Raw genomic sequence first — 24,550 nt, 5'->3', positions numbered from 1 at the left:
GATGTTAAATTTTACTAAATTTGAAAGAGTTAATCCTAATAAAAGAGATGTTTTACAAAGATTAAAAGATTTTAACGAAGTATATGAGGTATTTGAAAAGAATAAAGCTAAAGAACAGTCAGACAGGTGTATGCAGTGCGGAGATCCGTACTGTCATTCAAAATGTCCTTTACATAACTTTATTCCAGCTTGGCTTAAACAAACAGCTGAAAAAAACTTGGAGTTAGCTTTTGCTTTATCAAATGAGACTTCTCCTTTCCCTGAAATTTTAGGGAAAATTTGTCCTCATGATGTTTTATGTGAGGGGGATTGTTCTTTAAATACAGGACATGGTGCAGTATCAATTGGTGCAGTTGAAACACATATAAATGAACAAGCTTTTGAAAAAGGTATGAAACCTAAATTTGCACCTATTAATTTGAATAAAAAAGTAGCAATTATTGGTTCTGGCCCTGCTGGAATTTCAGCAGCTACTTTTTTACTTCGAAAAGGAATTGCTGTTGAAATGTTTGAAAGAGACGATAGAGCAGGTGGTCTTTTAACTTATGGAATACCAGGTTTTAAACTTGATAAAAGTTCAGTAGAAAGAAGAATCAATTGGCTTTTAGAAGCTGGAATGAGACTTCATGTAAATTGTGAAATTGGTAAAGATAAAACAATAGATGATTTAGAAAAAGAGTTTGATGCAATCTTTTTAGGAATTGGAGCAACTAAAGGAAAAATGGCTAAAATTGAAGGTGAAGAAGCACCAAATGTTCATTTAGCAATTGATTTTTTAAAGAAGATACAAAAAAGAAATTTTGGACAAGAAGTTGAAGATTTTATTGATGTTTCTGATAAAAATGTAGTTGTTATTGGTGGTGGAGATACTGCTATGGACTGCGTTAGAACTTCTGTTAGAGAAAGAGCAAAATCTGTAAAATGTCTTTATAGAAGAGATGAAGCAAATATGCCAGGAAGTAAAAAAGAAGTTGTTAATGCCAAAGAAGAAGGTGTTGAATATATCTTTAATGCTTCTCCTAAAGCTATAAAACTAAAAAATAATAAAGCTATTGCAATTGAAGTTCAAAAAACAGCTTTAAGTGAACCTGATGAAACAGGAAGACAAAAAGTACAAATAGTTGAGGGAAGTGAATATCTTGAAGAAGCTGATGTTGTTATTATGGCATTAGGTTTTTCTCCAGAAGTTCCTACATTCTTAAAAGAAGCAAAGGTTGATATTAACTCTTGGGGTGGAATTGAAATAAATGATAAATATCAAACTTCAAATGAGAAGTATTTCGCTGGTGGAGATTGTCAAAGAGGTGCGCATTTAGCAGTAACAGCAGCAGCAGATGGAAGAGAAGCTGCAAAAGAGATTATTAAAGCATTATCATAATATGAATGCTTTTATTCAAGATTGCATAAAAGCAAATAAACAGATATATGAGTATATACATACTCATATGTCTTCAACTGACATAAAAGCTACTGGAAAAATAGGTTTTGGTGGAGATGATAGTTTAACTATTGATTTAAAAGCTGAATCTATTTTTATAAACCATTTAAATAAATATGGAAATATTTACTCAGAAGAGAGTGGATATATATCTTCAAATAAAAAAACAAATATAATAATTGACCCCATTGATGGAAGTGATAATTTAGCTTCAAATTTACCTTATTATGGAACATCAGTGGCTTTAGAAGAAAATAATAAAATAATAGCAGCTGTAATTTGTAACCTAGCTACTGGAATAATAACTTATAAAATTAAAGGTTCTTCTCTTGAAAAACTTGAATTAAAAACATTGAAATCTATAAAGAATTTAAAAGTAGATAATAATAAAATGGGAGTTTTTGAAAGAGCTTATACTCACCCTAAACTTTGTCAAAAACTTTTTAATAAAAATATAAAATATAGAAGTTTAGGTGCAATTGCACTATCTTTATGTGATGCTAGAAACTACAAATTTGTTCTATTTGCTGGTAGTTTAAGACAGTTTGATATTGCAGCAGGAGTTTTCATGTGTGAAGACTTAAATCTTTATCAAAATGATGAATTCTTAATTGTGGCTAAAAGTATCTATGATTTTAATCTAATTAAAGATACTATTAATAAACTTTAGGTTATAAATCCAAGATTAATTATTTTAACTTAGGATTTAGGTACGTAAATGTCTTTAATTATAACAGATGAATGTATTGCATGTGATGCATGTAGAGATGAGTGTCCAAACTATGCGATAGAAGAGGGTGATCCAATATATATTATTGATCCTGATAGATGTACTGAATGTGTTGGGCATTATGAAGAACCATCATGTATTGAAGTTTGTCCTGTTGATTGTATTATTGTGGATTCAGATAATCAAGAAACAATGGAAGAATTAAAATTTAAATTCGAACAATTACAAGAAGAAGAGCTATAAAATGGCAAAAACTACAACTATTATAGACATTGGGTCAAACTCAATGCGAATGGTTGTATTACAAAAAAGTAGTAGATTCGCATTTCATTTGATTAATGAAACTAAAAGTAGGGTTAAAATCTCAGAAGGCTGTTATGAAAATGATGGCAATCTTCAAGAGATGCCTATGAATAGAGCTTTTAATTCATTAAAATCTTTTTTAAATATATCAAATTCACTAAAAGCAAAAAAAGTGATTTGTGTTGCAACGTCTGCACTTCGTGATGCACCAAACTCGAAAGTTTTTTTATCAAGAGTAAAAAAAGAACTAGGCTTAAATATAAAAGTTATAAATGGAGAGAAAGAAGCATACTACGGTGGTGTTGCAGCTTTGAATTTACTTCATAATAACGAGTTTATAACTGTTGATATTGGAGGAGGTTCTACTGAATTTTGTTTTGTAAAAGATGGGCAAATAACAAAATCAATCTCTTTAAATATAGGAACAGTAAGGTTAAAAGAACTTTTTTTTGATAAGGGAAGTGTAACAGAAGCAAAAGAGTATATTTCAAGTAATTTAAAAAAGATTTTTGAATTAGATATTAATATTCCGTCAACTGTTGTAGGAATTGGTGGAAGTATTAGAGCAATTACTAAAGCAATAATGAAAGATAGTTCTTACCCACTTGATGTTTTACATGGATATACTTATAATGTTCAAGCAAATAAAGCACTTATAAATTCAATCATAAATGCTAAAGATATTACTGAATTAAAAAAATTAGGTATAAAAAAAGATAGATTTGATACTATAAAAGAGGGTACTTTTATTTTTAATACCATCTTAGAAGAGTTAAGTATAAATAAAGTTATTACTTCTGGAGTTGGTGTAAGAGAAGGTGTTTACCTTTGTGATTTATTGAGAAATTCAAGTCATAAATTTCCTTCAAATTTTAATATAAGTTTAAGATCATTACTTGATAGGTTTGAAATTGATGGTAATCAAAGTGCATACTATGGAAACAATGCAAGTAAAATATTCGAAGTTTTAAAACCTATGCATAACTTGGATGATAAGTTTAGAACACTTTTAGTTGTTGCTTCAAAGCTTCATTCAATTGGTACTACACTAAATTTTTATAAAGTTAATGATAATACTTTTAATTTTATATTAAATGGTTTAAATTATGATTTTTTACATACTTCAAGAGTAATAGTAGCATATACAATAAAATATTCTAAAAAGTCTTTACCTACTAAAAAAGATTTACAAGGATATGAAGAATTACTACCAAATTTAGAAACAATGCAGTGGATGTCTTTTATGATTTCTTTAAATTTGATAATAAATCAAGATTATTCAAAACCAAAAGTAGAATATGCTTTAGAAGATGATGTATTGAAAATTATTCTTCCTGAGTATTCATTTTTAGTTGAATCTTCACTTGATAAAATTGAAATACCTAAAATGCTAGAATTAGAAATAGTATGTCAAAAATAAATAAACTTGCAATTGTTAAACTATCTGCAATGGGTGATATAATCCATGCAATGGTAGCTTTGCAGTTTATAAAAACTAATTACCCAAATATTAAAATTGATTGGTTTGTTGAGGGTGCATTTAGTAAAGTTTTGCAATATAATCCTCATATTGATAATATTTATGAATTAAATCTAAAAAGTATTAAAAAAAATAAAAAAGAACTTTTTAGACAAATAAAATTAGCAAGAAAATACTCAAAAAATGAGTATGATTTAGTAATTGATGCCCAAGGTTTAATAAAATCAGCAATAGTTTCAAAATTAATAGGCAAAAAAGTAGCTGGTTTTAGTAAGCTTTCAATTAGAGAAAAATTTGCAGCAAGTTTATATAATCAAAAAATAAGTATTTCATATGATAAAAATGCAATTGATAGAAATGCAAAGATTTTATCAGAACCTTTAGATTTTATTATAACAAAAAAAGATATTTTAAATAAAAAACCTTTTTTATTTTTTAAAAATAAAGATAAAAAAATATATGAATTTTTAAGTGAAAATAAGAAGAATATACTTTTAATTGTCGGTGCTAGCTGGGCAAGTAAAATGTATTCTAATGAAAAATTTGCTAATATTACAAATTCTTTAGATGAAAACTATTTAATTGTTTGGGGAAGTGAATCTGAAAAGCAAATTGCAAATAATATTGCAAATAATAGTTCAAATGTAACAGTTCTTCCAAAATTAGATTTAAATAGCTTAAAAGCACTAGTTTCAAAGGTGGATTTGGTAATAGGCAATGATACTGGACCTACACATATGGCTTGGGCTTTAAACATACCATCTATTACGCTTTTTGGTAATACACCAGGATATAGAAATACTTATGAAACAAATATAAATAGAATAATTGAGTCAAATTCAAAAGTAAATCCATATAAATTGGATAAAAGCGATTTCTCAATTAAAGAAATAGATGAAAAAAATATTGTAAAAATGGCAAAGGAAATTCTTTATGAAGAGAAAAATTAAAGATTATTATAGATATGTTTTATATAAAATTTTTAGATTTATATTTGCAGTGATGCCTTATTTTATAATAAAACCATTATTAATATTTGCTACAAAATTAGTTAATAAATTTAATAAAAGATATAACAAAATAGTACAAGCAAATTTAGATTTAGTGTTTGGTGATACTATCTCTCAAGAAAGAAAAGAAGAAATTAGATTTAACTCATATAAATCACTTTTTTTTAATATGTATGAGTTTGTTGAAAACCAATCTATTTCAAAAGAGAAACTTTTTAAAAAAGCAAATTTTGAAAATGAACACTATATTACAGAAGCTATTGAAAATAACAGAAAAATCATATTTATTACGGCTCACTATGGCGGGTGGGAAATAGCTTTACCTTATGTTGCGTTAAAATTTGGAACATTAGCAGTTGTAAATAGAAAAATGGATAATCCATTGATAAATAAGCTTTATATAGAAGCAAGAGATAGAAACAATATAATAATGCTAGAGAAAAAAACAGCAGCCAAGGGTATGTTAAAAGCACTTAAAAATAATCATCATGTTGCTGTTGTAATTGACCAACATATTAAAGATGGTATTGAGATAGATTTTTTTAATAAAAAAGTACTTGCAACGGACTCTACTTCAAGACTTGCATTAAAATTTGATGCTTTAATAATACCTATATTCTCACAAATGAATGATTTTAGGGATTATACTTTAAAAGTATATGAACCTTTAGATGTAAGAAATATAGAATTTAAAACAGATGATAAAGTTAAAGAGCTTACAATTATGCAATCAAAAGTAATAGAAGAGCAAATTAGGAATAAACCAGATTTTTGGTTTTGGCAACATAAAAGATGGAAACAGTTCTACAAAGAGATTTATAAGAAGTAATAATGAATAATAAACCAAAATACCATCTTTTTAAAAATACAAAATATGCCTTAAGTGGATTAAAACATGCATTAAAAACAGAAAACTCTTTTAGATTAGAGCTTTTTAGTGCAATTTTTATTATCGCTGGAATTTTAGTTATTGATGCAAATTTGACTTATAAATTAATACTTTTAGTTACTGGAATTTTAGTTTTAATAGTTGAGTTAGTGAATTCTGCTATTGAAAATGTAGTAGATTTAGTGACAAAAGAGTTTGCACCTTTAGCTAAAACTGCAAAAGATATAGGCTCAACTGCTGTTATGTTTACAATAATTTTACATTTAGTGTGTTGGATTTTAATTTTATGGGAAGTATATGCTTGATTTAATCAGTTTTGTAAAAGAACAAAATCTTTTAAATAAAGATAAAGAGATTTATTCACTAGTTTTTCAAGATAAAAAGTATTGGGTTAAAAAAGCAAGACCTACTATGTCTTCTTTTAGTCATAAAATATATTACAAAATATTTAAATTAGAGATAATTACACCAGTTGAGTATAAAAGTGCAAAAGAAGCACTAGAATTTGAAACATCAAAATTAAAAAGATTTGAAACATTAGGTATAAACGTACCTAAAGTAGTTTATAAAGAAGATGATTTTTTTGTTTTAGAAGATACAGGACGAACTATACATTCACATATTAGAAAAAAAGATACTAAAAAAGAGGATATTTTCTTTTTTATTCCTAAAGCAATTGAGACTATTGCACAAATACATAATTGTGATGAGTATCATGGTGGAGCTCAATCAAGAAACTTAACATACAAAAATAATAAAGTATATGTGATTGATTTAGAAGATAGTTTTAATAAAAATGTCGATTTAAAAACTTTGCAATATAGAGATTTTTTACTCTTTTTATTATCTTTAACAAAAATAAGAGCAAATGTAGAAATAGATTATGAAGATATTATTGATAACTATATAAACTTAACAAAAAACTACGACTTTAAATCAAAATTAAATAAACTTGCAAAAAAAATATCAATTTTAATAAAATTAAGCAAGATAAAATTTATTGATAAACTTTTTGGTCAAGATATTAAAAGCTTTTTTAAACTATTTGATAGCTTATATAATTTAAAAATGGATAAAAAATGAATAAAACAATTATCTCAAATGTACTAAGTATTTTTAAAAAGCTTTTACTAGCACATATACTATTTTTAGTTTTTATGTCAATTTTTAGACTTGTTTTTTTTAATTACTATTCTTTACTTGATAGTTTAGAGGGCTTGTACTTAGATATATTTAATGCTTTTTTTCTTGGTTTTAGAATTGATTTAACTGTTATTGGCTATATTCAAGCAATACCAACAATAATTCTTATAATATTATATTATGTAAAAAAAGATATGTTATTAACATATTTTGAAAAGTTTTTAGTTTATTATCTTTTTATTTGTTATTTCGTAGTAAGCCTTTTTTTATGTGCTGATTTTGGGTTTTACTCATACTTTAAAGAGCATATTAATATTTTATTTTTTGGTCTTTTAGATGATGATACTAAAGCTTTGATTATTACTTTTTGGCAAAATTATAATGTGATTTTAATTTTAGCTATTTTCTTTGTTTACTTGGGTTTTTTATTTTATTGTATAAAAAAGATTTTTGCTATTAAAAATAAAAATTATAACTCTTTTTTTGGTATTAAAATTTCAGCGCTTATTTTTCTTATTTTATTTATATTGAATTTTCTAGCAATAAGAGGTACTTTTGGTATGTATCCTTTAGGAAAGATGATTCCAAATATATCAACAAATGAGTTTATAAATAAAATATCACATAATGGTTTTAGAGCTTTTACAAATGCTTTAAGTGCAAGAGAAAAATATCTTATGAAAAAATATGATTTATTAAAAGCCACTGGTTATAAAGGAAATATTGAAAAAGCATTTGAAATTTATAAAGGAACTAGTGATATAAATAAAAATGAACTACTAAAAAATATAACATATAAAACGAAAAAAATTGATGATAAAGAGTATAATGTAGTTGTAATTATGGTAGAAAGTTTTGGAATGCCTATATTAAAATATCAAAGTGAAAAATTTAATATTTTAGGTGAATTAAAAAAGCATTTTGATGAAGATACTTTATTTACAAATTTTATATCAGCTGGAAATGGAACAATTTCAAGTTTACAAGCAATGCTTTTAAATATACCACATCGTCCTGGCTCTTTTGCATTTTCACAATCTATTTATAAGCAAACTAGTTTTACATATAGTCCTGCATTTTTATATAAAGGCTCTGGCTATGACACAAGTTTTATTTATGGTGGTGATTTAACGTGGAGAAGTTTAGGGCAGTTTATAAAGCATCAAGGTTATGATAATGTTGAAGGTAAAATTAATATCTTTAATCACCTAGAAGATGTTACAAAAGATAAAGATGAATATTTTCATCCATGGGGGATTTTTGATGAATATTTATATTCACATATACTCAAAAAGCTTGAGAATTCAAATAACAAACAGTTTATAGTAGCTCTTAGTACAAATAATCATCCTCCTTATAATATACCAAATGATTATAACTCTAAAAGTTTAATTTATAATAATGAAATTAAAAATCATATTACAGGGGATTTTGAGTTAGCAAAACAAAGGTTTGCTTCATATGCGTATGCAGTAGATCAAGTTGGAATATTTTTAAATAAGTTTAAAAAATCTAAATTTAAAGACAATACAATAGTTGTAGTAACAGCTGATAATAACACAATTGATGGAATTATGAAATATGATGAAAATGAGATTTTGAATTCTAGAAATATTCCATTGTATTTTTATTTACCTGAAAGTTTAAAGAGTAAATTAAATATTGATACAAAAGTTGCAGGTTCACACAAAGATATTTTTCCTACACTTTATAATTTAACTTTAAAGAATAAAGAATATCTTTCTATAGGAAAAAATCTTTTTGACTTAAACCAAGAGCATTTTGGATTTAATGGCGCTTTAGTAGTTAATTCAAAGGATGAAGCTAAAAAGTTTAAGAGTTTAAGTATCAAAAATGAACCTATGCTTGAGTATTATAAGGCCTGTTTAGCAATTTCAGAATTTTTAATAAAAACAGAATATAAAAAAAACAAGGAATCTAAATGAGAATTGCAATAATTGTTAGAAGTTTAAAATATGGAGGTATGGAACGTGCTGCATGTAATCAAGCAGATGCTTTTTATTTAGCTGGTCACAAGGCAGATTTAATATATTTTTCTAATAAAGCAAAAGAGTTACAACCTAAAGAAAAGGGTGTAGGTTTGATTCATTTGGATTTAAATAGTTTATTAAAAAAGAGCTTTAAGGGTAAAGTTTGGGATTTATTAGCACGAGTATCAAATGCTTTTTTTAGAAAAACTTATCCACTTGTAAAAGGTTATTATACAAGTAAAATATTTGAAAAAGAATTTAATAAGATAGAAAAAGAACAAAAATATGACTTGATTTTGATAAGAGGACAGGGTACTTTTGAGCAAATTTGGCGTTTTAAAGATAAAAGAAGTGTAAGAATTTGTGTTAATGTTTCAAAAAAAAATTATTCTACTTTTATAGATAAAATAATGAGTAAGTGTTATTATAATAATGTAAGAGTGAATTGTAACTCAGATGGCTCAAAAGATTTCTATATAGAAAAATTTAAAAGAGAAAATGTAAAGCCAATATCTTTAGATTCTATTAAAAACCCTTTTTTTACACAAAAAGTAATTGACTTATCAAATGAAGATAATAAAAATATACCTAAAGAGCCTTACATATTAGGTTTAGGAAGACTTGTAAAAACTAAAAATTTTGAATTATTAATAGATAGTTATGTTGAATTGAAAAAAAAGTATAATATTTCACATAAATTAATACTTGTTGGAGATGGAGATGATAAATCTTATCTAGAAAATAAATGTAAAGATTTAAAATTGGAAAATGATGTTCTTTTTACTGGGTATGAAAGTAACCCTTATCCATGGATAAAAAATTCAGAAATAATAGTATTTACTTCAAAAATGGAAGGTTTATCAAATGTTTTGATTGAAGCTATGTGTTGTAAAACTAGAATACTTATTACAAAGTCACCTGGTGGTATGATTGAAATGATGAAAGGTAATTTAGCCTACAATATAGCACAAAATGATAAAACTGATATTGCTTTAAAAATTAATACTATATTGATAAAAAATAAGGAATATTATTTTAATGACTATATTAAGTTATTATCTTTGTTTGAACCTTCAAAAGTAGTAGATGATTGGATTAATATATATACTAAAAAGGAATATAATGTTTAAAGACTTAGATACTTTGGATAAATCTAGAATTTATAATATTTTTATAGTAAGAACTCCTTTTCAACTTATAAATGCATATGAAACTAAATATTTTTTTAAAAAAAATAATGCAATTTTAATTATAATTGATAATGGAACTGAAAATAATAAACATCAATTAACAAATTTAATTTATGATGATGTTTGGGAAAAAGTTATTAGATTTGGAGATGAAAATAAGAGTAACTTTTTAAATTATATTAAGTTAATTAAAAAACTTAATAAAATCAATATTGATTCTTTATTTATTGGAAGTGGCTTTAATAAAATGCAGCAAGTCTTAGTTGCAAATATTAATTCAAAATATACTTGTTTTTTTGACTCAGGAACAAATACAATGACTACATATAATGCATTTGTAGAAAATAATATTAATTTTTCAGCGTTAAAGAAAATGAGATTTAAAATTTTTGGTTTAAAAACAAAGATTGATAAGAAAATTGATTTTTTTACAATGTTTGATCTAAAAGAACTTGCAAATCATAAAATATATAAAAATAATTATGAATTTATGAAGAATAAATTTTTAGATAATTCATCAAATGTAGAAACTAAAGAAATTTATATAATAGGACAGAGGTTTGTAAATGCTAATATTTTAAGTGCAGATAATTATTCTGATTTTTTAAACAAGGTATGTTTATATTACAAAGATTATAAGATTAATTATTTAATGCATAGAACAGAAACTGATGATTTTTTAATTAAATATGATTTTGATAAAAAAATGAATATAATAAAGAGTGAAATTCCTGGTGAATTATTTTTTCTATCTTTAAAAAATAGACCCAAGTATATCATTGGGACAGTATCTACTTTATTGGTTTCTTTAAAATATATTTTCCCTAATATTGCAGTTAAATCATATAAATTTGATATAAATTCATTTAATAAAAATAAAGAATTATATACTTTAGAATATGATAATTTAAAGAAGAATAAAGTAGAAATAATTAACTTTGAAGATAGTTTTTAATTATCTTCAAAATTATAATATTTTTCCCATAATACTTGTGCAATTTCAAAATCTTCTTTCCAGTCTATATCAAAAGACTGTATAGTATCTAATTCAAATAATATGGGATTTTTTCCTATTCTATCATTGAATTTTTTATAATTTTTTATTTCATTAATAAAAGCACCACTATTTACTTCGTAGACTGGATTAAGTGTTTGTGTTCTTGGCCACTTCTCTTTTTTTCTATTATAATTTATAGGGTTTTTTTTATCCCATAAAAATTTTTGTATTTTTGTTACTGACATAAGTGAATCATTATTTTTATTATCTAAGTAAGTTTTAATCATCTTTGAGTAAATTTTTTCATCAATAAAAGGAGATGTTACATGAGTCCATATTACAATACCTTTTTTTATGATTTTAGGAACATATTTAATTAATTCGTCTGTTGATGTAGATGAAGTTGCTAACTCTTTAGGCCTTTTATCAATATGTATCTTTTTACTATCAAAAGATAATGCAATATCAATTACTTTTTTATCATCTGTTGATACAATAATTTTATCAATCTCTTTTACTTTTAAGAGTTGAGATATTTTTATAAAAGTTAAACCTTTTTTAATATTAGCAAATTTTTTAATATTTTTATTTTTTATTCGTTGACTGCCTTTTCTCATTGGAAGAAATGCAATTATTTCTTTTTTATTTTTCATAAATATCCTTTTAGATTTGTGAATAAATTGATTTTTGCAAAAGATTTTTATATTTTGTTTCTGTTAAACTTATAAGAGGTTTATCAAAACTATTTATAATTGTTTGGTTCTCCTCCATAAGATAAAAATCTTTTTTATTTTTTAGTTCTGAATAACCATCAAAGCCAACTAAAAAAATCTCTTTACAATTTAAGTTTGAAGCTATTTGTAAACTAATTGTAAGAGGTGAATCTTTATATTTATTAATAAAGTTAATATTTTCTAATTCATAAAAAATATTTTTATCAAAAAGTTCTTCTTTTATTCTTTTAAAATTTGGTTCTAATATATATTTAGAAATATGAGTATAGATTTTATCTAGTTTAGTTAATTCATCACCTGCTACTGCAAATAGTTGGTTGTTACTTAATTTTTTAAATTTATTTATATATTTAGATGTAGAGTGAATTATTGTTATTTTTTTATTTTTTCTAAGGAATTGTTTTATTGAATTTAAATGATTATCTATACTTTCTCCTCCTCCAATAATAATACATGAATTAACACTATTTTCTTGTGTTAATTTTTTTATATTTTGTTTATTTTCTTCTTTGTGTAATGAGTCTACTATCCCTGCTAACGAATATCTATTTACTTTTAATGCATCCATCACTTCTTTTTGAGGTAATGTGTATGAACCTGATACCATATAAGCTAAATTTGTTCCCCATTCATATTGCTTTTTTAATGGAACAAAAAGTTCAGTTAATTTACCTAATGTTTTTAAATTAACATTTTTCTTTTTCTGTGATTTTAAGTATGTTAAAAATAATTCTGTTTTTAAATTTCCTGCACCTCTACCCATTCCTAAAATAGTTGAGTCTATATATTTTACTTTATTTTTAACAGCTGTTAAAGTATTTATTAAAGCCATTTCTAAATTATTATGTCCATGAAAACCTAATTCTATATTAGAAACTTTTTTTATTTTATTTATTAATTTTTCTAAATCCATAGGTAAAATTGAGCCATATGAATCAACTAAATATAAACAAAATACATTATTCTCTAGTTTTAATTTTTTTAATTTCTCAAAAAAAAGATTATTATTTACAATTTTCGAAATATACATTATATTTATTGCTACTTGAAATCCTTTTTTATTAATCTCTTTAGCTAGTAAAAAAGTTGTTTCTAATTTTTCTACTGCTGTTGCAATTCTGATAATGGTTTTTTCTTTATTCAAATCTTTTAAAAGGTTATCTAAATCTTTTAAGTTGCAATCTTTTGCATTTAGCATAATTGAAAGTTTTTTTTCAGTTGATTTATTTAATTTTTTTATTGTATTTTGAGGTAAATAAAAAAATTCCCCCAAATATCCCTCTTTAGTTTTATTTCGATAGCCGATTTCTATAATATCTATTGGTAATTGATTTATATATTTAAAATATTTTTTTATTAGATTTTTATCAAAATCCCAATTAGTATAGTATCCTCCATCTCTTAATGTACAGTCAACAAGTTTTATCATCAAGATCCTTTTTTATTTATTAGAAATTATATCTTTTTTTTTATGTAAACTGAATTTAATGTATGTTAATGAAGGAAAAGATATAATTTAAAAAAATTATAAAGGAAAAGATATTAATAAGAAAATTAAGATTATTTTTTTTGATTTTGATGGTGTGATTTTAGATTCCATGCCAATAAGGGATTATGGTTTTAGAAAAATATTTGAAAACTATCCTACTAACTTAGTAGAAGAGTTAATATCTTATCACCATTTAAATGGTGGTTTGTCAAGATTTCATAAAATAAAATATTTTTATAATGAATGTTTAAAACAAGAAATAAGTGATGAAAAAATAGAAGCTTATGCTTCTATTTTTTCAAAGATTATGAAGCAAGAACTAATTAATAAAAAATATTTAATATCACAAACAGTTGATTTTATAGAGAGATACCATAAAAAATTGATTTTTCATATTGTTTCTGGCTCAGAACAAAAAGAGTTGAGATTTTTGTGCGAACAATTAGGTATTAGTAAATATTTTGAATCAATTGAAGGTTCACCTACTCATAAGAATGATTTAGTAAAGAATATAATTTTGACTAAAAATTATGATAAAAATGAAGCTATTTTAATTGGTGATAGTATTAATGATTATAATGCTGCATCTGTAAATAAAATTGGATTTTTTGGTTTTAATAATGAAGAGTTGAAATCTAAAGATAAATATTTAGAAAATTTTGAACAATTGGAGAAAATACTGTGCGATTAAAGTTATATAATAAAAATGTCAATTGGTTTAATCTTTATATATATTTTTATTTATTTGTTACACCGTGGCATTTTTCTAAGTCTCAGCTTTCTGTTTTAACAACAATTTTATTAATTTGGTCTATTGTAAAATATAAAGATATTTATTTAGAAAAATTGAAAAAAGTAGGAAGTTTTTTACCTATGGTTTTTTTATTGATTTTTATTGTTTATTCTTATGTAAGTACTTTATGGAGTGAACCAATTTCGCAAGGTTTGGAGCATGTAAATACATTTTATAAATACTATTTTCTTATAATTCCTGCTATTTTAATATCTATGAATAAAGAAGAATCAGTAATAGGTATAAAAGTTTTAGTTTTAAGTTTTGGGTGTTATGCATTATATTCTATTTTGATTTATCTAGGTTTTTTTAATAGTAGCGAATATGGATTTCAACCTGAAAATCCCACTGGTCATTTAAGATATCTTATTGCAACTCAATATATGTTGATAGCTTTTTTCTTAGGAAGCTTTTTTGTTTATTTTTCACATATTAAAAAAGAAAAGATACTATTTTTAATAATTGCAATATTATCTTTTTTTGCACTTTTTATAAACAATAGTAGAACATCTCAACTTGCTTTTTTTATCATTCTTTTAATATTAACAGTTTTAATTTTAAGAAAATATATTTTTAACTTTAAAGCAATTGTTTTATTTCTTATAATATCTTTTTCAAGTATCTATTTTTTATATAAAAATGATAAATTTGATAGATTTGTTATTGCTTATAATGAAACAAAAAAAGTATTAGAAAATAATACTTATAGTGGTAGTGTGGGATTGAGAATTTATTTTAATAAAGTAGGTTTTGAGATTTTTAAAGATAATTTATTTTTTGGAACAGGTCCTAAAGATAATAGAATCCTACTTCAAGAAAAACAAAAATTAGATACTAATTATAATGCAAGAATAATTAATCATTTTCATAGTGAACATATGGATACTTTAACAGCATATGGTTTAATAGGATATAGTCTATTGTTTTTAAGTATAGTGATTTTAATTTATAATTTACGAAAAATCCCATTATATTATTATATGAGTTTAACTGTTTTTTTATCATTGTTTTTTAATTCCTTTGCAAATAAAACATTGTCTGTTAAACCTTTAAATTATGTTTATATAATATTTTTCTTACTTTTTGTTATTATTGCATTTAACGAAAAAAATAAAAAAGAGAGTGAATTGAGTTGAAAATAACAGCAAATATAATAACACTTAATGAAGAAAAAAATATAAAAGAAGTTATAAAATCAGTACAAACAGTATGTGATGAAGTTTTGGTTATTGATTCTTTAAGTAGTGATAAAACATGTGAAATAGCAGAGAGTTTAGGTGCAAAAGTTATAAAGCAAGAGTATTTAGGTGATGGTCCACAAAAGGCATTTGGAGCTCCATTTGCAAAGAATGATTGGGTTTTAAGTATAGATGCAGATGAAAGATTAGATTTAAATGCAATAAAAGAGATTAAGAAACTTGATTTAGAAAATACTACTTTTGATGCTTTTTCTTTTGCAAGAAAAACTTATGTAGGAGATAACTTTATAAAGCTTTGGTATCCAGATAGAGTTACAAGATTATATAATAGACGAAAATGTGCTTACTCAACTGCAAAAGGTCATGCAAAAGTTGAGACAGAAAATATTTGTGATTTAGAAGCTGATATGTTACATTATTCATATGAAGATTATATTCATATGATAAGAACAACTGAAAAGTTTATTAAAAGAGGTGCAGTTTTAGCATATGAAGATGGCAAGCGTGCAAATGTTTTTGATCCTTTTATTCATGGAGTTGGAGCACTTTTTAAAACATTGATTTTAAAAGGTGGCGCGTTTCATGGTATTAATGGTTGGAATGTTGCTATTGTATCTGCTTTTAGTTCTTATATGAAATATGCAATTATGTTAGAAATGCAAAAAAATGAAAAATAAGAATATCTTAGAAGTTTGTTTATCTCCTGACTTAGGAGGCTTGGAACTTTATATGAGTAATTGTTCAAAGTATTTATCAAAAGAGTTTAATGTATATAATGCAATTTCAAAAAATTCAAAGCTTGAAAACTATTTTAAAAATGAAAAAAATATTTTCATATTAAAAAGGAAAAATAGTTTTTCTTTTTTTTTAGCTTTCAAATTAGCAAAAGTCATTGATGAAAAAAGAATTGATATTGTTCATCTTCATTGGACAAAAGATATTCCAATTGTAGTATTTTCAAAAAAATTATCAAAAAGAAAACCAAAAATTATACAAACAAGACATATGACAATGACAAGATTTAAAAGTGATTTTTATCATAAGTTTTTGTATAAAAATATTGATACAATTATTTGTGTAACAAAAGCCTTACAAGAGCAAGTTAATAAATTTATTCCTAAAAATATTAGACCTAAAACAGAAGTTATATATCTTGGTGCTAAAACATCTGAAAAGTTAAAAGAGAATGAAATACTAAAGTTTAAAAATAGTTTGAAAGTAAATGACTCTTTTATGCTAGGACTTATTGGAAGAATAAATGAGTTTAAAGGACAATATTTACTTATTGAAGCTATTAACTTGCTAAAAGAAAAAGAGTTAGATATCAAAGCTTATATCATAGGACATGCTATGAGTGAAGAGTATTTAGAAAAGCTAAAACAAAAAGTTATAAAATATGAGTTAGAAGAGCAAGTTTTATTTGTAGGTTTTACAAATGAACCTTCAAAATTCATGCAAGCTTGTGATGTAGTTTTAATGACTTCTAAAAATGAAACTTTTGGATTAGTTACAATTGAAGCTATGCGAAATGGTACAGCTGTTATTGCTTCAAATTCTGGTGGAGTTTTAGAAATAATTGATGATGAAAAAACTGGATTTCTATTTGAAAATCAAAATTATGAAGATTTGGCTTTAAAGATAGAAAAATTATATAAAGATGATATTTTAAGACAAAAACTAGCTTGCGCAGGACAAAAAAAAGCAAAAATACAATTTGATTATGATAAGCAGTTTGAAAAAGTAATTGAATTGTTTGGTAGATTTTAAAGTATCATATTTTATAAATCAAATTTTTGATAAAATAAGAAAAATAGAGTTTAGGAAAATTTATTGAATTTAATAAAATTAGATGAAAGTTTGTATTTAGGAAAGGGAAGAGAACGTAAATGTTATATTCATCCTCATGACTTTCAAAAAGTGATTAAAATTGTATATAGAAAAGACCAAGGGCTAAATCAAAATGAAATGGAATATAGTTATATTCAATATTTAAAGAAAAATAAAAAAGAATTTTCTCATATTACAAATTGTTATGGTTTAGTGAATACAAATATTGGAAAAGGTTTTGTTTTTGATAGAGTATTAGATTTTGATAATACACAATCAAAATCATTTAAGGAATTAGTCTTAAACTCTTTTTTCAGTAAAGATGAAGAACTAAAATTAATAGAAGATTTAAAACAGTATATTTTTAAAAATAATATAATTTTTGTAGATATTGCTTTAAGTAATATTTTATGCAAAAAAATTGATGAAAATAGTTATAAACTAATACTTACTGATGGAATTGGTGGGAAAAGATATGGCTTAAAATCAAAACTATATCAGTATTCAAAAGTTTTTACAAAATATAAAGTTATAAAACAATGGAAAAAGTTTTTAAAAAGATATGAAAAAGTTTCTTCTATGAAAAAATTAAATAAGTAGGTAATATTGAGTTTTAAATATGAAATAAATGATAGATTTAAAAATATAAAAGAGTTTTTATTAAATATAAAAGAGTTTTTTGAAGAAAACTCAAATACTATTCATAAAGCTAGAAATGAATTAAAAGTTATTGAGTATAAAGGTATAAAAACAGTTGTTAAAGGTTTTAAAATACCTAATATAATAAATCAAGTAGTCTATGCTTACTTTAGAGATTCAAAAGCAAAAAAGTCATATGAAAATGCAGTGAGACTAAGAAATTTAGGTTTAAATACTCCAGAACCAATTGGCTATATAGAGTTTTATAAAAGCTTCTTATTTAAAGAGAGTTTTTTTATAGCAAAAAAATATGAGTATGATTTTACTATTAGAGAACCATTAAGAAACAAACAACTTAAAAATAGAGAAGAAATTATAAAAAAATTTGTTGAATTTACTTTTAATTTACATGAAAATAGTGTTTATCATAAAGACTTTTCAGCTGGGAATACACTAGTATCTATCAATGATAACAGTTATGAATTTTCAGTTGTAGATATAAATAGAATGGAGTTTAAAACAGTTGATTTAAATACTGGACTTGATAATTTTGCAAAACTTTGGTTAGATGAAGATGATATAATTTTAATAGCTACAACATATGCAAATTTAGCAAATGCAGATAAAAATGAAGCTATAAAACTACTAAAAATATCAGATAGAAAATTAAAAGAGTTTGTAGAGTTTAAAAGAAAAATCAGAGGTAAGAAATAGTGAATTTACTTATTACTAGACATGATAAAATTGGTGATTTTGTTGTGACTTTACCTTTATTTAAAGCTATAAAAGAGCAATATCCAAATACAAAATTAACAGCACTAGTTGGTAAAATTAATTTTGATTTTGCAAAAAAGATTCCTTTCATTGATGATGTAATTTTATTTGATAAAGAAAATTTAGACACTACTTTAAAACAAATAAAAGAGAAAAGATTTGATGCAAGTATTTCTTGTTTTATTGATACTACTTTGGGAAAACTTCTTTTTAAAAGCGCTATTAAAATAAGAGTTGCCCCTGCAACAAAAATAGCTCAAATTTTTTTTAATAAAAGAATAAAACAACGAAGAAGTAAAGTAGAAAAAACGGAATGGCAATATAATTTAGATTTAGCAAAATTACTTTTTCCTAATATAAAATTAGATTTTACAAAACCTTTATTAAGTTTTGATGTAAAAAAAGAGAATAGAGTGGTTTTTCATCCTGGCTTTGGTGGAAGTAGCGATGGAAATTTATCTTTAGACGATTATATCTCTCTAGCAAAAAAGGTAAGTCAAACTTCAAAAAAAGCAGTTTTTACTTTTGGACCAGATGATGCTATGTCAAAAGATTACATCTGTTCTAAAGTTGATTTTGAAGTAGAAATCTTTGATTCAAAGATGACGTTGTTTGAGTTTACTAAATATATAGCTTCTTCATATATTTTCATTAGTACTTCAACAGGACCTATGCATTTAGCTGGAGCTACAAATACTAAAACAATTTCTTTTTTTGGAGATTCATTATTTGCTAGTTCTAAAAGATGGGCAACAATAAGTGAAGAAAAAAATCAAAATAATTTTATGTTATCAAGTGATTATTCAAAAGAAGAGTATAAGAAAATAGAAAATTGTTTAATGGAACTTTTAAATGAATAAAAAAGTAGTTTTAAGTAGTAAATACTTTTTAGCAAAAGGTGGAGAAAGAGATTGTTATATTCATCCAAATGATGAAAATAAAGTTATTAAAGTTGTTCATAGAAATGAAAAACATAATGAGCAAAATAAATTAGAATATAAATATTATAAATATTTAAAAAAGAGTGATAAACCTCAAACTCATTTAACTGAATGTTTTGGGTTTATAGATACAAACTTAGGTCTAGGATTAGTTTATGAAAGGCTTAAAGATTATAATAATAAGTCTTCAAAATCTTTTAAAAATTATTTAGAAGAAAAGTTCTTTACTAAAGAGGAAGAAGAAAATTTAGTTTATGAATTAAAAGAATATCTATTTAAAAATGATATTTTATTTATCGATGTAGATTTAAGTAATGTTTTTTGTCAAGAAATTTTCCAAAATGTTTATAAACTTATAATTATAGATGGGTTAGGTGCCAGAAGACTAAATTGGAGATTTTATGTCTATCTTTATTCAAAAGTTTATACTAGATATAAAATAAGTAAACAATGGAAAAAATTCTATAATAATTATTTAAAATATAGTACTTATTTATAAGAGGAATAAAATTTGAGTTTTGTAAATTTAAAAAAAGATTATTACTTAGGTAAAGGTAGAGAAAGAGCTTGTTATTTGCATCCTTTTGATGATTCAAAAGTAATTAAGATTGTGTATAAGCCATTTGAAAATTTAAATCAAAATAAGTTAGAGTATGATTATTTAAATTTTTTAACTAAAAGGAGTGTTTCTTTTTCTCATTTGTCAAAATGTTATGGAAAAATTAAAACTAATTTGGGTGAAGGCTATATATTTCAAAGAATAAAAGATTATAATGGCAAAACATCTTTATCTTTCAAAAATGTAGTTATGAATGGACTTTTAACAAAGCAACAAGAGATGGAATTACTAAAAGAATTAAAAGAATATTTACTTAAAAATAACATTATTTTTATTGATGTTGCTTTAAGTAATATTTTTTGCCAAGAATTTTCACAAAATAATTTTAAATTGATTCTGACAGATGGAATTGGAGGCAAAAGAACAGGTATAAAATCAAAGCTTTATTTATATTCAAAATTATATACTAGATATAAAGTAAAAAAACAACTTAAAAAGCTAGAGTTAAGATACAAAAAAGTAATAGCTCAAGGTATTGACGCAAAAACAAGGCTAAGAAAAGATGAATAGCCAGCAATTCTTTTGGGATAAATACTCAGATCAGCCAAGTGTTATAAAAGATAAAGCTTATAAAAAATCTATGAGAAAAAAGTATATTTTTGATTATGTAAAAATGCTTTTTTCTTCACTTTTAATCTTACCTTTTGCAATTTTACTTATGAAACTATTTAAAGGAAAGAATAACTTTTCAAATAAAGAGTTTATTGGTCTTGGAGTAAACTTAGATAAAGATGATGGGGAAAATACACAGCAAAAACTTATTGAAGAGCTTAGTATTAAAAATCTTATTATTAGAGTACCTCTTTGGGATATAAAAAATATTGATTCTTATGTAACTTTTGCTAAAAGTTTTAATGAAAAATCTTCTAAAAATATTTTAATAAATATCATGCAAGATAGAGCTCATATAGAAAATTATGAACTTTTAAAAAAAGATTTAGATATTGTTTTTTCAAACTTTAACTCTTTTGTAAGTGAGTATCAAATAGGTACAACTATAAATAGAGCAAAATGGGGATTTTTTGCAGTAAAAGAGTATCTTGAATTTTTTAAAATAGCTCAAGATTTAAGAGATGAAAAATATAAAGATTTAAAGTTAATAGGTCCAAGTACAATAGATTTTGAGTATTATTATAATGCAAGGGCTATGTTTAATTTTTATAATATAAGATATGATAAGATAAGTACTCTTTTATATGTAGATAGAAGAGGATCTCCTTGTAATACTCAGTATGTTTTTTTTGATACAAAAAATAAAATTGATTTACTTTACTCTTTGTGTAAACTTTCACCTAAATCAAATGATAAGATTTATATTACAGAAGTAAATTGGCCTTTATCAAACACTGCTCCATATGCTCCAACAAGTGAAAAAGAGTGTGTTAGTAATGAAAAGTACTCAAAGTACATGCTTAAGTACTTAAGCATTGCAAAGAAAAGTAAAAAGATACAAAAAGTTTTTTGGCACCAACTAATAGCTCCTGGTTATGGTTTAGTTGATAATAGAGATGGTAAAATAGTGAAATTACCACAATTTTATGCATTAAAAGAAGTTTTAAATGAAAGATGAAATGAAGATTGAAAAAATATTTATAGAAATTCCAACTTGGCTTGGTGATGCAATTATGACAACGCCTGCTATTGAAAATATTATAAAAACATATCCAAAGGCAAAGATAATTCTTCTTGGCTCATATGTTTCAACACAAGCTTTGGGTAATTTTAAAAATATAGAAAAAGTAATTGTCGATAACACAAAAAAAGAGGGTAATCGATATATTAATCTTTATTCTTTAGCTAAAAAAATAGGAAAAGTTGATTTGGCTCTTTCTTTTAGAAGAAGTTTTTCTTCAAAGTTTATGATGTTTTTTATTGATTCACAAAAAAAATATAATTACAAAAGGCTTCAAAAAGAGCAAATTCATCAAGTACTAAGATACAATGATTTTGTAAATCATGAATTGAATTTACAAAATAAAGCAGGTGATTTAAAATTGTATTTCAAACCATTTTCTTATGGTAAAGCAACCCTTGGAATAAATCCAGGAGCTACTTATGGAAGTGCAAAAAGATGGTATCCAAATGAGTTTGCAAAAGTAGCAATTGCCATGTCAAAAACCCATGATATTGTAATCTTTGGAGGTCCCAGTGAAACAGATATTGCAAAAGATATAGAAGATGAACTTATAGCAAATAAAGTTTCAAATTATCAAAACTTAGCAGGAAAAACTACAATTCCTGAACTTATAGAAAAGATAGCAGGTCTTGATATTTTTATTACAAATGATTCAGGACCTATGCATGTAGCAGCTGCATATAAAGTAAAAACAGCAGCTATTTTTGGGCCAACAAGATTTAAAGAAACAAATCAATGGAATAATCCAAGTGAAAATGTTATAACAAAAAATTTAGAGTGTGCTCCATGTATGAAAAGAGTTTGTCCTTTAAAACATCATAACTGCATGAAACTTATTACAGCAAATGATGTTTTAAGGGTAGTTGATAATTAATTAACTAAAATTATTATCAATAATTTGACAAATAGTGTGTCCAAAAAGAATGTGCATTTCTTGAATTCTTGGAGTGTCATTTGATGGAACTACTAAGTTTACATCACAAATTTCATTCATAGCTCCTCCATCTTTTCCTGTTAGTCCGATAGTTTTACAACCAAGCTCTTTGGCTAGGTTTAATGCATTTATTACATTTTTACTATTACCACTTGTGCTAAGTCCGATAATCAAGTCTCCTTTTGAAGCTAAAGCTTCAACTTGTCTATCAAAAACCCTATCATATCCATAATCATTTCCAATAGCAGTTAAAGCACTTGTATCTGTTGTAAGAGCAATTCCTGGAAGTCCTTTTCTTTCAGTTTTATATCTTCCTGTAAGCTCAGCTGCAATATGTTGCGCATCAGCAGCGCTTCCTCCATTGCCACAAAGAAGAATTTTATTCCCATTTTTTAAAGTTTCAACTGCAATTTGTGATGCAGTTTCTAATTTATCTTGCATAGTTTTAATTGTATTATTTATTGTTTCAAGGTGAGCTTGAAACTCATCTGCTATCACTTGTTTCATTATGTTTAATATCCTTTAAATTAGTTAAACATATTTTATCATAAGAATATTTTAAAGTAATTAAATGGTATTTTATAGTCATTTTAATTAATTTGGTTAAAATTATGTATTTTAATATTAAACTTGGAAAAATTATATGAAAAACATAACAATAGATTTTAAAGTAAAAACGAAAATTATAAATAGACTTTTGGAAAAAGAGAATATAAAAAAAGTAAAGAAAAGAACCTTTTTAGATAAATTAACTTTTGCAAAAAAAGAGTTTGCAGATGTATATTTCCATACTGGCAGTATTAAAAAAGAGGATATTGAAAAAATTGAAAATGCAAAAAAGATTATTGTAAACTCAAATAAGCAAAAAAGTGAATTAATAAAACAACAAGTAGATAAAAGTAAAATTGAAATTATTTATCCAAGTATTGATGCTGAGTATAAAAAACCAAAAGAAGTAAAAAAACAATTTTGTGAAGAGTTCAATTTGGATACAAATACTATGTTTGTTTTTTTTACTGCACAAAACTTTAAAAATTCTGGTTCAAAAGAGTTTATTAATATTGTAAATAACTTAAATTTTAAAAACTTAAAAGCAATAGTAGCAGGAGATAAAAAAGAAATTTCAGGATTGAGATTTCAGTTATCAAAAGAAGGTTTAGATGAAAAGATCTTATTTTTTACAGATTATAATGATTTAAATAGACTATTTTTAGTAGCAGATATTTTTGTATTACCAACACATACAAAAGCTTTTGCAAAAAATATTTTAAGAGCAATGTTTTTTAAATGTGCAGTTTTTGTTCCCTCAACTTGCGCTTCAAGTGAAATTGTTGATGTATTTGCTACTATGATGATGCCAAGTGATGGTAGTACTGCATTTAAAATTGATGCACTATTAGGAAGAAAAGAAGATTTAAAGCATATAAAAAAGCAAAATAGAATTACTGCACAAGAGTTTACAATAGATAAAAATTTAGAAAAAATAGAATTAATTTTACAAAGTGTATAAACAAGATATCATTTTAACTAAATGTTAAGAATATTAAGATACAATACGCGAATATTTTTCACTAAAATAAATAAGGAAATCAATATGGCAAGAAGATGTTTAATCTCAGGAAAAGGCGTTATGGTTGGAAACAACGTAAGTCACGCTAAAAACAGAACTAGAAGAAGATTTTTACCAAACTTAAGAACTGTAAGAGTAACACTAGAAGATGGTACTACTAAAAAAATCAGAATTTCTGCTAAAGAGTTAAGAACTCTTAAAAAACACTCATAAGAAGGCGCTTA

Annotated in this window: 27 protein-coding genes; 24 read left to right on the top strand and 3 right to left on the bottom strand. The window is 24.5% G+C overall.

The features are described from left to right. Nucleotide 1: 1 nt before the first annotated feature. Genes AMRN_RS09600 through AMRN_RS09550 form a run of 11 tightly spaced genes read left to right on the top strand, consistent with a single transcriptional unit; the run spans nt 2 to nt 11,129 of the window. Nucleotides 2–1,378 (top strand): glutamate synthase subunit beta, encoded by a 1,377-nt coding sequence (locus AMRN_RS09600; protein WP_099311286.1) that lies wholly within the window; start codon nt 2–4, stop codon nt 1,376–1,378. After that, nucleotides 1,335–2,108, top strand: coding sequence for an inositol monophosphatase family protein (locus tag AMRN_RS09595; RefSeq protein ID WP_099311285.1), 774 nt, complete (start codon nt 1,335–1,337; stop codon nt 2,106–2,108). Before AMRN_RS09600 ends, AMRN_RS09595 begins: the two co-directional genes overlap by 44 nt. 48 nt (nt 2,109–2,156) lie before the next feature. After that, nucleotides 2,157–2,411 carry a YfhL family 4Fe-4S dicluster ferredoxin gene (locus AMRN_RS09590; RefSeq protein ID WP_099311284.1) on the top strand — a complete coding sequence of 85 codons (255 nt, stop codon included), beginning with the start codon at nt 2,157–2,159 and terminating at the stop codon, nt 2,409–2,411. Nucleotide 2,412: 1 nt separating this feature from the next. Next, the gene (locus AMRN_RS09585; RefSeq protein ID WP_099311283.1) at nt 2,413–3,891 is read left to right on the top strand and encodes a Ppx/GppA phosphatase family protein; all 1,479 of its coding nucleotides are present in this window, start codon (nt 2,413–2,415) and stop codon (nt 3,889–3,891) included. Then, on the top strand, nt 3,879–4,901 hold the full coding sequence (waaC, locus tag AMRN_RS09580) for a lipopolysaccharide heptosyltransferase I (protein WP_099311282.1): 1,023 nt from the start codon (nt 3,879–3,881) through the stop codon (nt 4,899–4,901). Before AMRN_RS09585 ends, waaC begins: the two co-directional genes overlap by 13 nt. Next, nucleotides 4,885–5,790 (top strand): lipid A biosynthesis lauroyl acyltransferase, encoded by a 906-nt coding sequence (locus AMRN_RS09575; RefSeq protein WP_099311281.1) that lies wholly within the window; start codon nt 4,885–4,887, stop codon nt 5,788–5,790. The genes waaC and AMRN_RS09575 overlap by 17 nt, the downstream gene beginning before the upstream one ends. 2 nt (nt 5,791–5,792) lie before the next feature. After that, the gene (locus AMRN_RS09570; protein ID WP_099311280.1) at nt 5,793–6,155 is read left to right on the top strand and encodes a diacylglycerol kinase; all 363 of its coding nucleotides are present in this window, start codon (nt 5,793–5,795) and stop codon (nt 6,153–6,155) included. Then, nucleotides 6,148–6,933: an RIO1 family regulatory kinase/ATPase domain-containing protein gene (locus tag AMRN_RS09565; protein ID WP_099311279.1), complete on the top strand. Its 786-nt coding sequence runs from the start codon at nt 6,148–6,150 to the stop codon at nt 6,931–6,933. Before AMRN_RS09570 ends, AMRN_RS09565 begins: the two co-directional genes overlap by 8 nt. Continuing rightward, nucleotides 6,930–8,939, top strand: a complete 2,010-nt coding sequence (locus AMRN_RS09560; RefSeq protein WP_099311278.1) for an LTA synthase family protein — start codon at nt 6,930–6,932, stop codon at nt 8,937–8,939. Before AMRN_RS09565 ends, AMRN_RS09560 begins: the two co-directional genes overlap by 4 nt. Next, nucleotides 8,936–10,114 carry a glycosyltransferase gene (locus AMRN_RS09555; protein WP_099311277.1) on the top strand — a complete coding sequence of 393 codons (1,179 nt, stop codon included), beginning with the start codon at nt 8,936–8,938 and terminating at the stop codon, nt 10,112–10,114. The genes AMRN_RS09560 and AMRN_RS09555 overlap by 4 nt, the downstream gene beginning before the upstream one ends. After that, nucleotides 10,107–11,129 (top strand): polysialyltransferase family glycosyltransferase, encoded by a 1,023-nt coding sequence (locus AMRN_RS09550; RefSeq protein ID WP_099311276.1) that lies wholly within the window; start codon nt 10,107–10,109, stop codon nt 11,127–11,129. Before AMRN_RS09555 ends, AMRN_RS09550 begins: the two co-directional genes overlap by 8 nt. On the opposite strand, the gene AMRN_RS09545 is transcribed toward AMRN_RS09550, so the two are convergent. Both AMRN_RS09545 and AMRN_RS09540 read right to left on the bottom strand, forming a co-directional pair. Continuing rightward, entirely contained in the window at nt 11,126–11,824 is a 699-nt protein-coding gene (locus AMRN_RS09545; protein WP_099311275.1) for an acylneuraminate cytidylyltransferase family protein, read from the bottom strand. The two genes, AMRN_RS09550 and AMRN_RS09545, sit on opposite strands and share 4 nt — an antisense overlap. 10 nt (nt 11,825–11,834) lie before the next feature. Further along, a complete protein-coding gene (locus AMRN_RS09540; protein ID WP_118897425.1) occupies nt 11,835–13,334 on the bottom strand; it encodes a beta/alpha barrel domain-containing protein in 1,500 nt (499 codons plus the stop codon). A 112-nt stretch (nt 13,335–13,446) separates the two neighbouring features. Between AMRN_RS09540 and AMRN_RS09535 the strand changes: the two genes are divergently transcribed. The 11 genes from AMRN_RS09535 (at nt 13,447) to AMRN_RS09485 (ending at nt 22,696) form a co-directional block, all read left to right on the top strand. Continuing rightward, complete coding sequence (locus tag AMRN_RS09535; protein WP_337460035.1) at nt 13,447–14,085, top strand: HAD family hydrolase; 639 nt, start codon at nt 13,447–13,449, stop codon at nt 14,083–14,085. After that, a complete protein-coding gene (locus tag AMRN_RS09530; protein ID WP_099312349.1) occupies nt 14,076–15,323 on the top strand; it encodes an O-antigen ligase family protein in 1,248 nt (415 codons plus the stop codon). The genes AMRN_RS09535 and AMRN_RS09530 overlap by 10 nt, the downstream gene beginning before the upstream one ends. Beyond that, complete coding sequence (locus AMRN_RS09525; protein ID WP_191282117.1) at nt 15,320–16,063, top strand: glycosyltransferase family 2 protein; 744 nt, start codon at nt 15,320–15,322, stop codon at nt 16,061–16,063. The genes AMRN_RS09530 and AMRN_RS09525 overlap by 4 nt, the downstream gene beginning before the upstream one ends. Next, nucleotides 16,053–17,153 (top strand): glycosyltransferase family 4 protein, encoded by a 1,101-nt coding sequence (locus AMRN_RS09520; protein WP_099312353.1) that lies wholly within the window; start codon nt 16,053–16,055, stop codon nt 17,151–17,153. The genes AMRN_RS09525 and AMRN_RS09520 overlap by 11 nt, the downstream gene beginning before the upstream one ends. A gap of 63 nt (nt 17,154–17,216) precedes the next feature. Beyond that, nucleotides 17,217–17,813, top strand: a complete 597-nt coding sequence (locus AMRN_RS09515; RefSeq protein WP_099312355.1) for a YrbL family protein — start codon at nt 17,217–17,219, stop codon at nt 17,811–17,813. Between the two features lie 6 nt (nt 17,814–17,819). Then, nucleotides 17,820–18,566 (top strand): lipopolysaccharide kinase InaA family protein, encoded by a 747-nt coding sequence (locus AMRN_RS09510; protein WP_099312357.1) that lies wholly within the window; start codon nt 17,820–17,822, stop codon nt 18,564–18,566. Next, nucleotides 18,566–19,486: a glycosyltransferase family 9 protein gene (locus AMRN_RS09505; protein ID WP_099312359.1), complete on the top strand. Its 921-nt coding sequence runs from the start codon at nt 18,566–18,568 to the stop codon at nt 19,484–19,486. Before AMRN_RS09510 ends, AMRN_RS09505 begins: the two co-directional genes overlap by 1 nt. Next, nucleotides 19,479–20,066: a YrbL family protein gene (locus AMRN_RS09500; protein WP_099312361.1), complete on the top strand. Its 588-nt coding sequence runs from the start codon at nt 19,479–19,481 to the stop codon at nt 20,064–20,066. The genes AMRN_RS09505 and AMRN_RS09500 overlap by 8 nt, the downstream gene beginning before the upstream one ends. A gap of 12 nt (nt 20,067–20,078) precedes the next feature. Further along, nucleotides 20,079–20,696, top strand: coding sequence for a YrbL family protein (locus tag AMRN_RS09495; protein WP_099312363.1), 618 nt, complete (start codon nt 20,079–20,081; stop codon nt 20,694–20,696). Further along, nucleotides 20,689–21,756 (top strand): hypothetical protein, encoded by a 1,068-nt coding sequence (locus AMRN_RS09490; RefSeq protein WP_099312365.1) that lies wholly within the window; start codon nt 20,689–20,691, stop codon nt 21,754–21,756. Before AMRN_RS09495 ends, AMRN_RS09490 begins: the two co-directional genes overlap by 8 nt. Then, nucleotides 21,746–22,696 (top strand): glycosyltransferase family 9 protein, encoded by a 951-nt coding sequence (locus tag AMRN_RS09485; protein WP_228150852.1) that lies wholly within the window; start codon nt 21,746–21,748, stop codon nt 22,694–22,696. The genes AMRN_RS09490 and AMRN_RS09485 overlap by 11 nt, the downstream gene beginning before the upstream one ends. Here the strand turns inward: AMRN_RS09485 and gmhA are convergent, their stop codons facing one another. Next, on the bottom strand, nt 22,697–23,263 hold the full coding sequence (gene gmhA / locus AMRN_RS09480; protein WP_099312367.1) for a D-sedoheptulose 7-phosphate isomerase: 567 nt from the start codon (nt 23,261–23,263) through the stop codon (nt 22,697–22,699). 136 nt (nt 23,264–23,399) lie between these two features. Between gmhA and AMRN_RS09475 the strand changes: the two genes are divergently transcribed. Both AMRN_RS09475 and rpmB read left to right on the top strand, forming a co-directional pair. Continuing rightward, the gene (locus AMRN_RS09475; protein WP_099312369.1) at nt 23,400–24,266 is read left to right on the top strand and encodes a glycosyltransferase; all 867 of its coding nucleotides are present in this window, start codon (nt 23,400–23,402) and stop codon (nt 24,264–24,266) included. Nucleotides 24,267–24,350: 84 nt separating this feature from the next. Then, nucleotides 24,351–24,539: a 50S ribosomal protein L28 gene (gene rpmB, locus AMRN_RS09470; protein ID WP_079580070.1), complete on the top strand. Its 189-nt coding sequence runs from the start codon at nt 24,351–24,353 to the stop codon at nt 24,537–24,539. Nucleotides 24,540–24,550 lie beyond the last annotated feature (11 nt).

It is taken from the genome of Malaciobacter marinus, from assembly GCF_003544855.1.
In the GTDB taxonomy this organism is placed as follows: Bacteria; Campylobacterota; Campylobacteria; order Campylobacterales; family Arcobacteraceae; genus Malaciobacter; species Malaciobacter marinus.
The sequence above is the reverse complement of the archived record's forward strand: the minus strand, read 5'-3'. Positions and strand labels throughout refer to the sequence as shown.

Coding starts and splice junctions, on each gene's coding strand:
- AMRN_RS09600 (WP_099311286.1), top strand. CDS start 2: ATGTTAAATTTTACTAAATTTGAAAGAGTTAATCCTAATAAAAGAGAT.
- AMRN_RS09595 (WP_099311285.1), top strand. CDS start 1,335: ATGGAAGAGAAGCTGCAAAAGAGATTATTAAAGCATTATCATAATATG.
- AMRN_RS09590 (WP_099311284.1), top strand. CDS start 2,157: ATGTCTTTAATTATAACAGATGAATGTATTGCATGTGATGCATGTAGA.
- AMRN_RS09585 (WP_099311283.1), top strand. CDS start 2,413: ATGGCAAAAACTACAACTATTATAGACATTGGGTCAAACTCAATGCGA.
- waaC (WP_099311282.1), top strand. CDS start 3,879: ATGTCAAAAATAAATAAACTTGCAATTGTTAAACTATCTGCAATGGGT.
- AMRN_RS09575 (WP_099311281.1), top strand. CDS start 4,885: ATGAAGAGAAAAATTAAAGATTATTATAGATATGTTTTATATAAAATT.
- AMRN_RS09570 (WP_099311280.1), top strand. CDS start 5,793: ATGAATAATAAACCAAAATACCATCTTTTTAAAAATACAAAATATGCC.
- AMRN_RS09565 (WP_099311279.1), top strand. CDS start 6,148: ATGCTTGATTTAATCAGTTTTGTAAAAGAACAAAATCTTTTAAATAAA.
- AMRN_RS09560 (WP_099311278.1), top strand. CDS start 6,930: ATGAATAAAACAATTATCTCAAATGTACTAAGTATTTTTAAAAAGCTT.
- AMRN_RS09555 (WP_099311277.1), top strand. CDS start 8,936: ATGAGAATTGCAATAATTGTTAGAAGTTTAAAATATGGAGGTATGGAA.
- AMRN_RS09550 (WP_099311276.1), top strand. CDS start 10,107: ATGTTTAAAGACTTAGATACTTTGGATAAATCTAGAATTTATAATATT.
- AMRN_RS09545 (WP_099311275.1), bottom strand. CDS start 11,824: ATGAAAAATAAAAAAGAAATAATTGCATTTCTTCCAATGAGAAAAGGC.
- AMRN_RS09540 (WP_118897425.1), bottom strand. CDS start 13,334: ATGATAAAACTTGTTGACTGTACATTAAGAGATGGAGGATACTATACT.
- AMRN_RS09520 (WP_099312353.1), top strand. CDS start 16,053: ATGAAAAATAAGAATATCTTAGAAGTTTGTTTATCTCCTGACTTAGGA.
- AMRN_RS09500 (WP_099312361.1), top strand. CDS start 19,479: ATGAATAAAAAAGTAGTTTTAAGTAGTAAATACTTTTTAGCAAAAGGT.
- AMRN_RS09490 (WP_099312365.1), top strand. CDS start 20,689: ATGAATAGCCAGCAATTCTTTTGGGATAAATACTCAGATCAGCCAAGT.
- AMRN_RS09485 (WP_228150852.1), top strand. CDS start 21,746: ATGAAAGATGAAATGAAGATTGAAAAAATATTTATAGAAATTCCAACT.
- gmhA (WP_099312367.1), bottom strand. CDS start 23,263: ATGAAACAAGTGATAGCAGATGAGTTTCAAGCTCACCTTGAAACAATA.
- AMRN_RS09475 (WP_099312369.1), top strand. CDS start 23,400: ATGAAAAACATAACAATAGATTTTAAAGTAAAAACGAAAATTATAAAT.
- rpmB (WP_079580070.1), top strand. CDS start 24,351: ATGGCAAGAAGATGTTTAATCTCAGGAAAAGGCGTTATGGTTGGAAAC.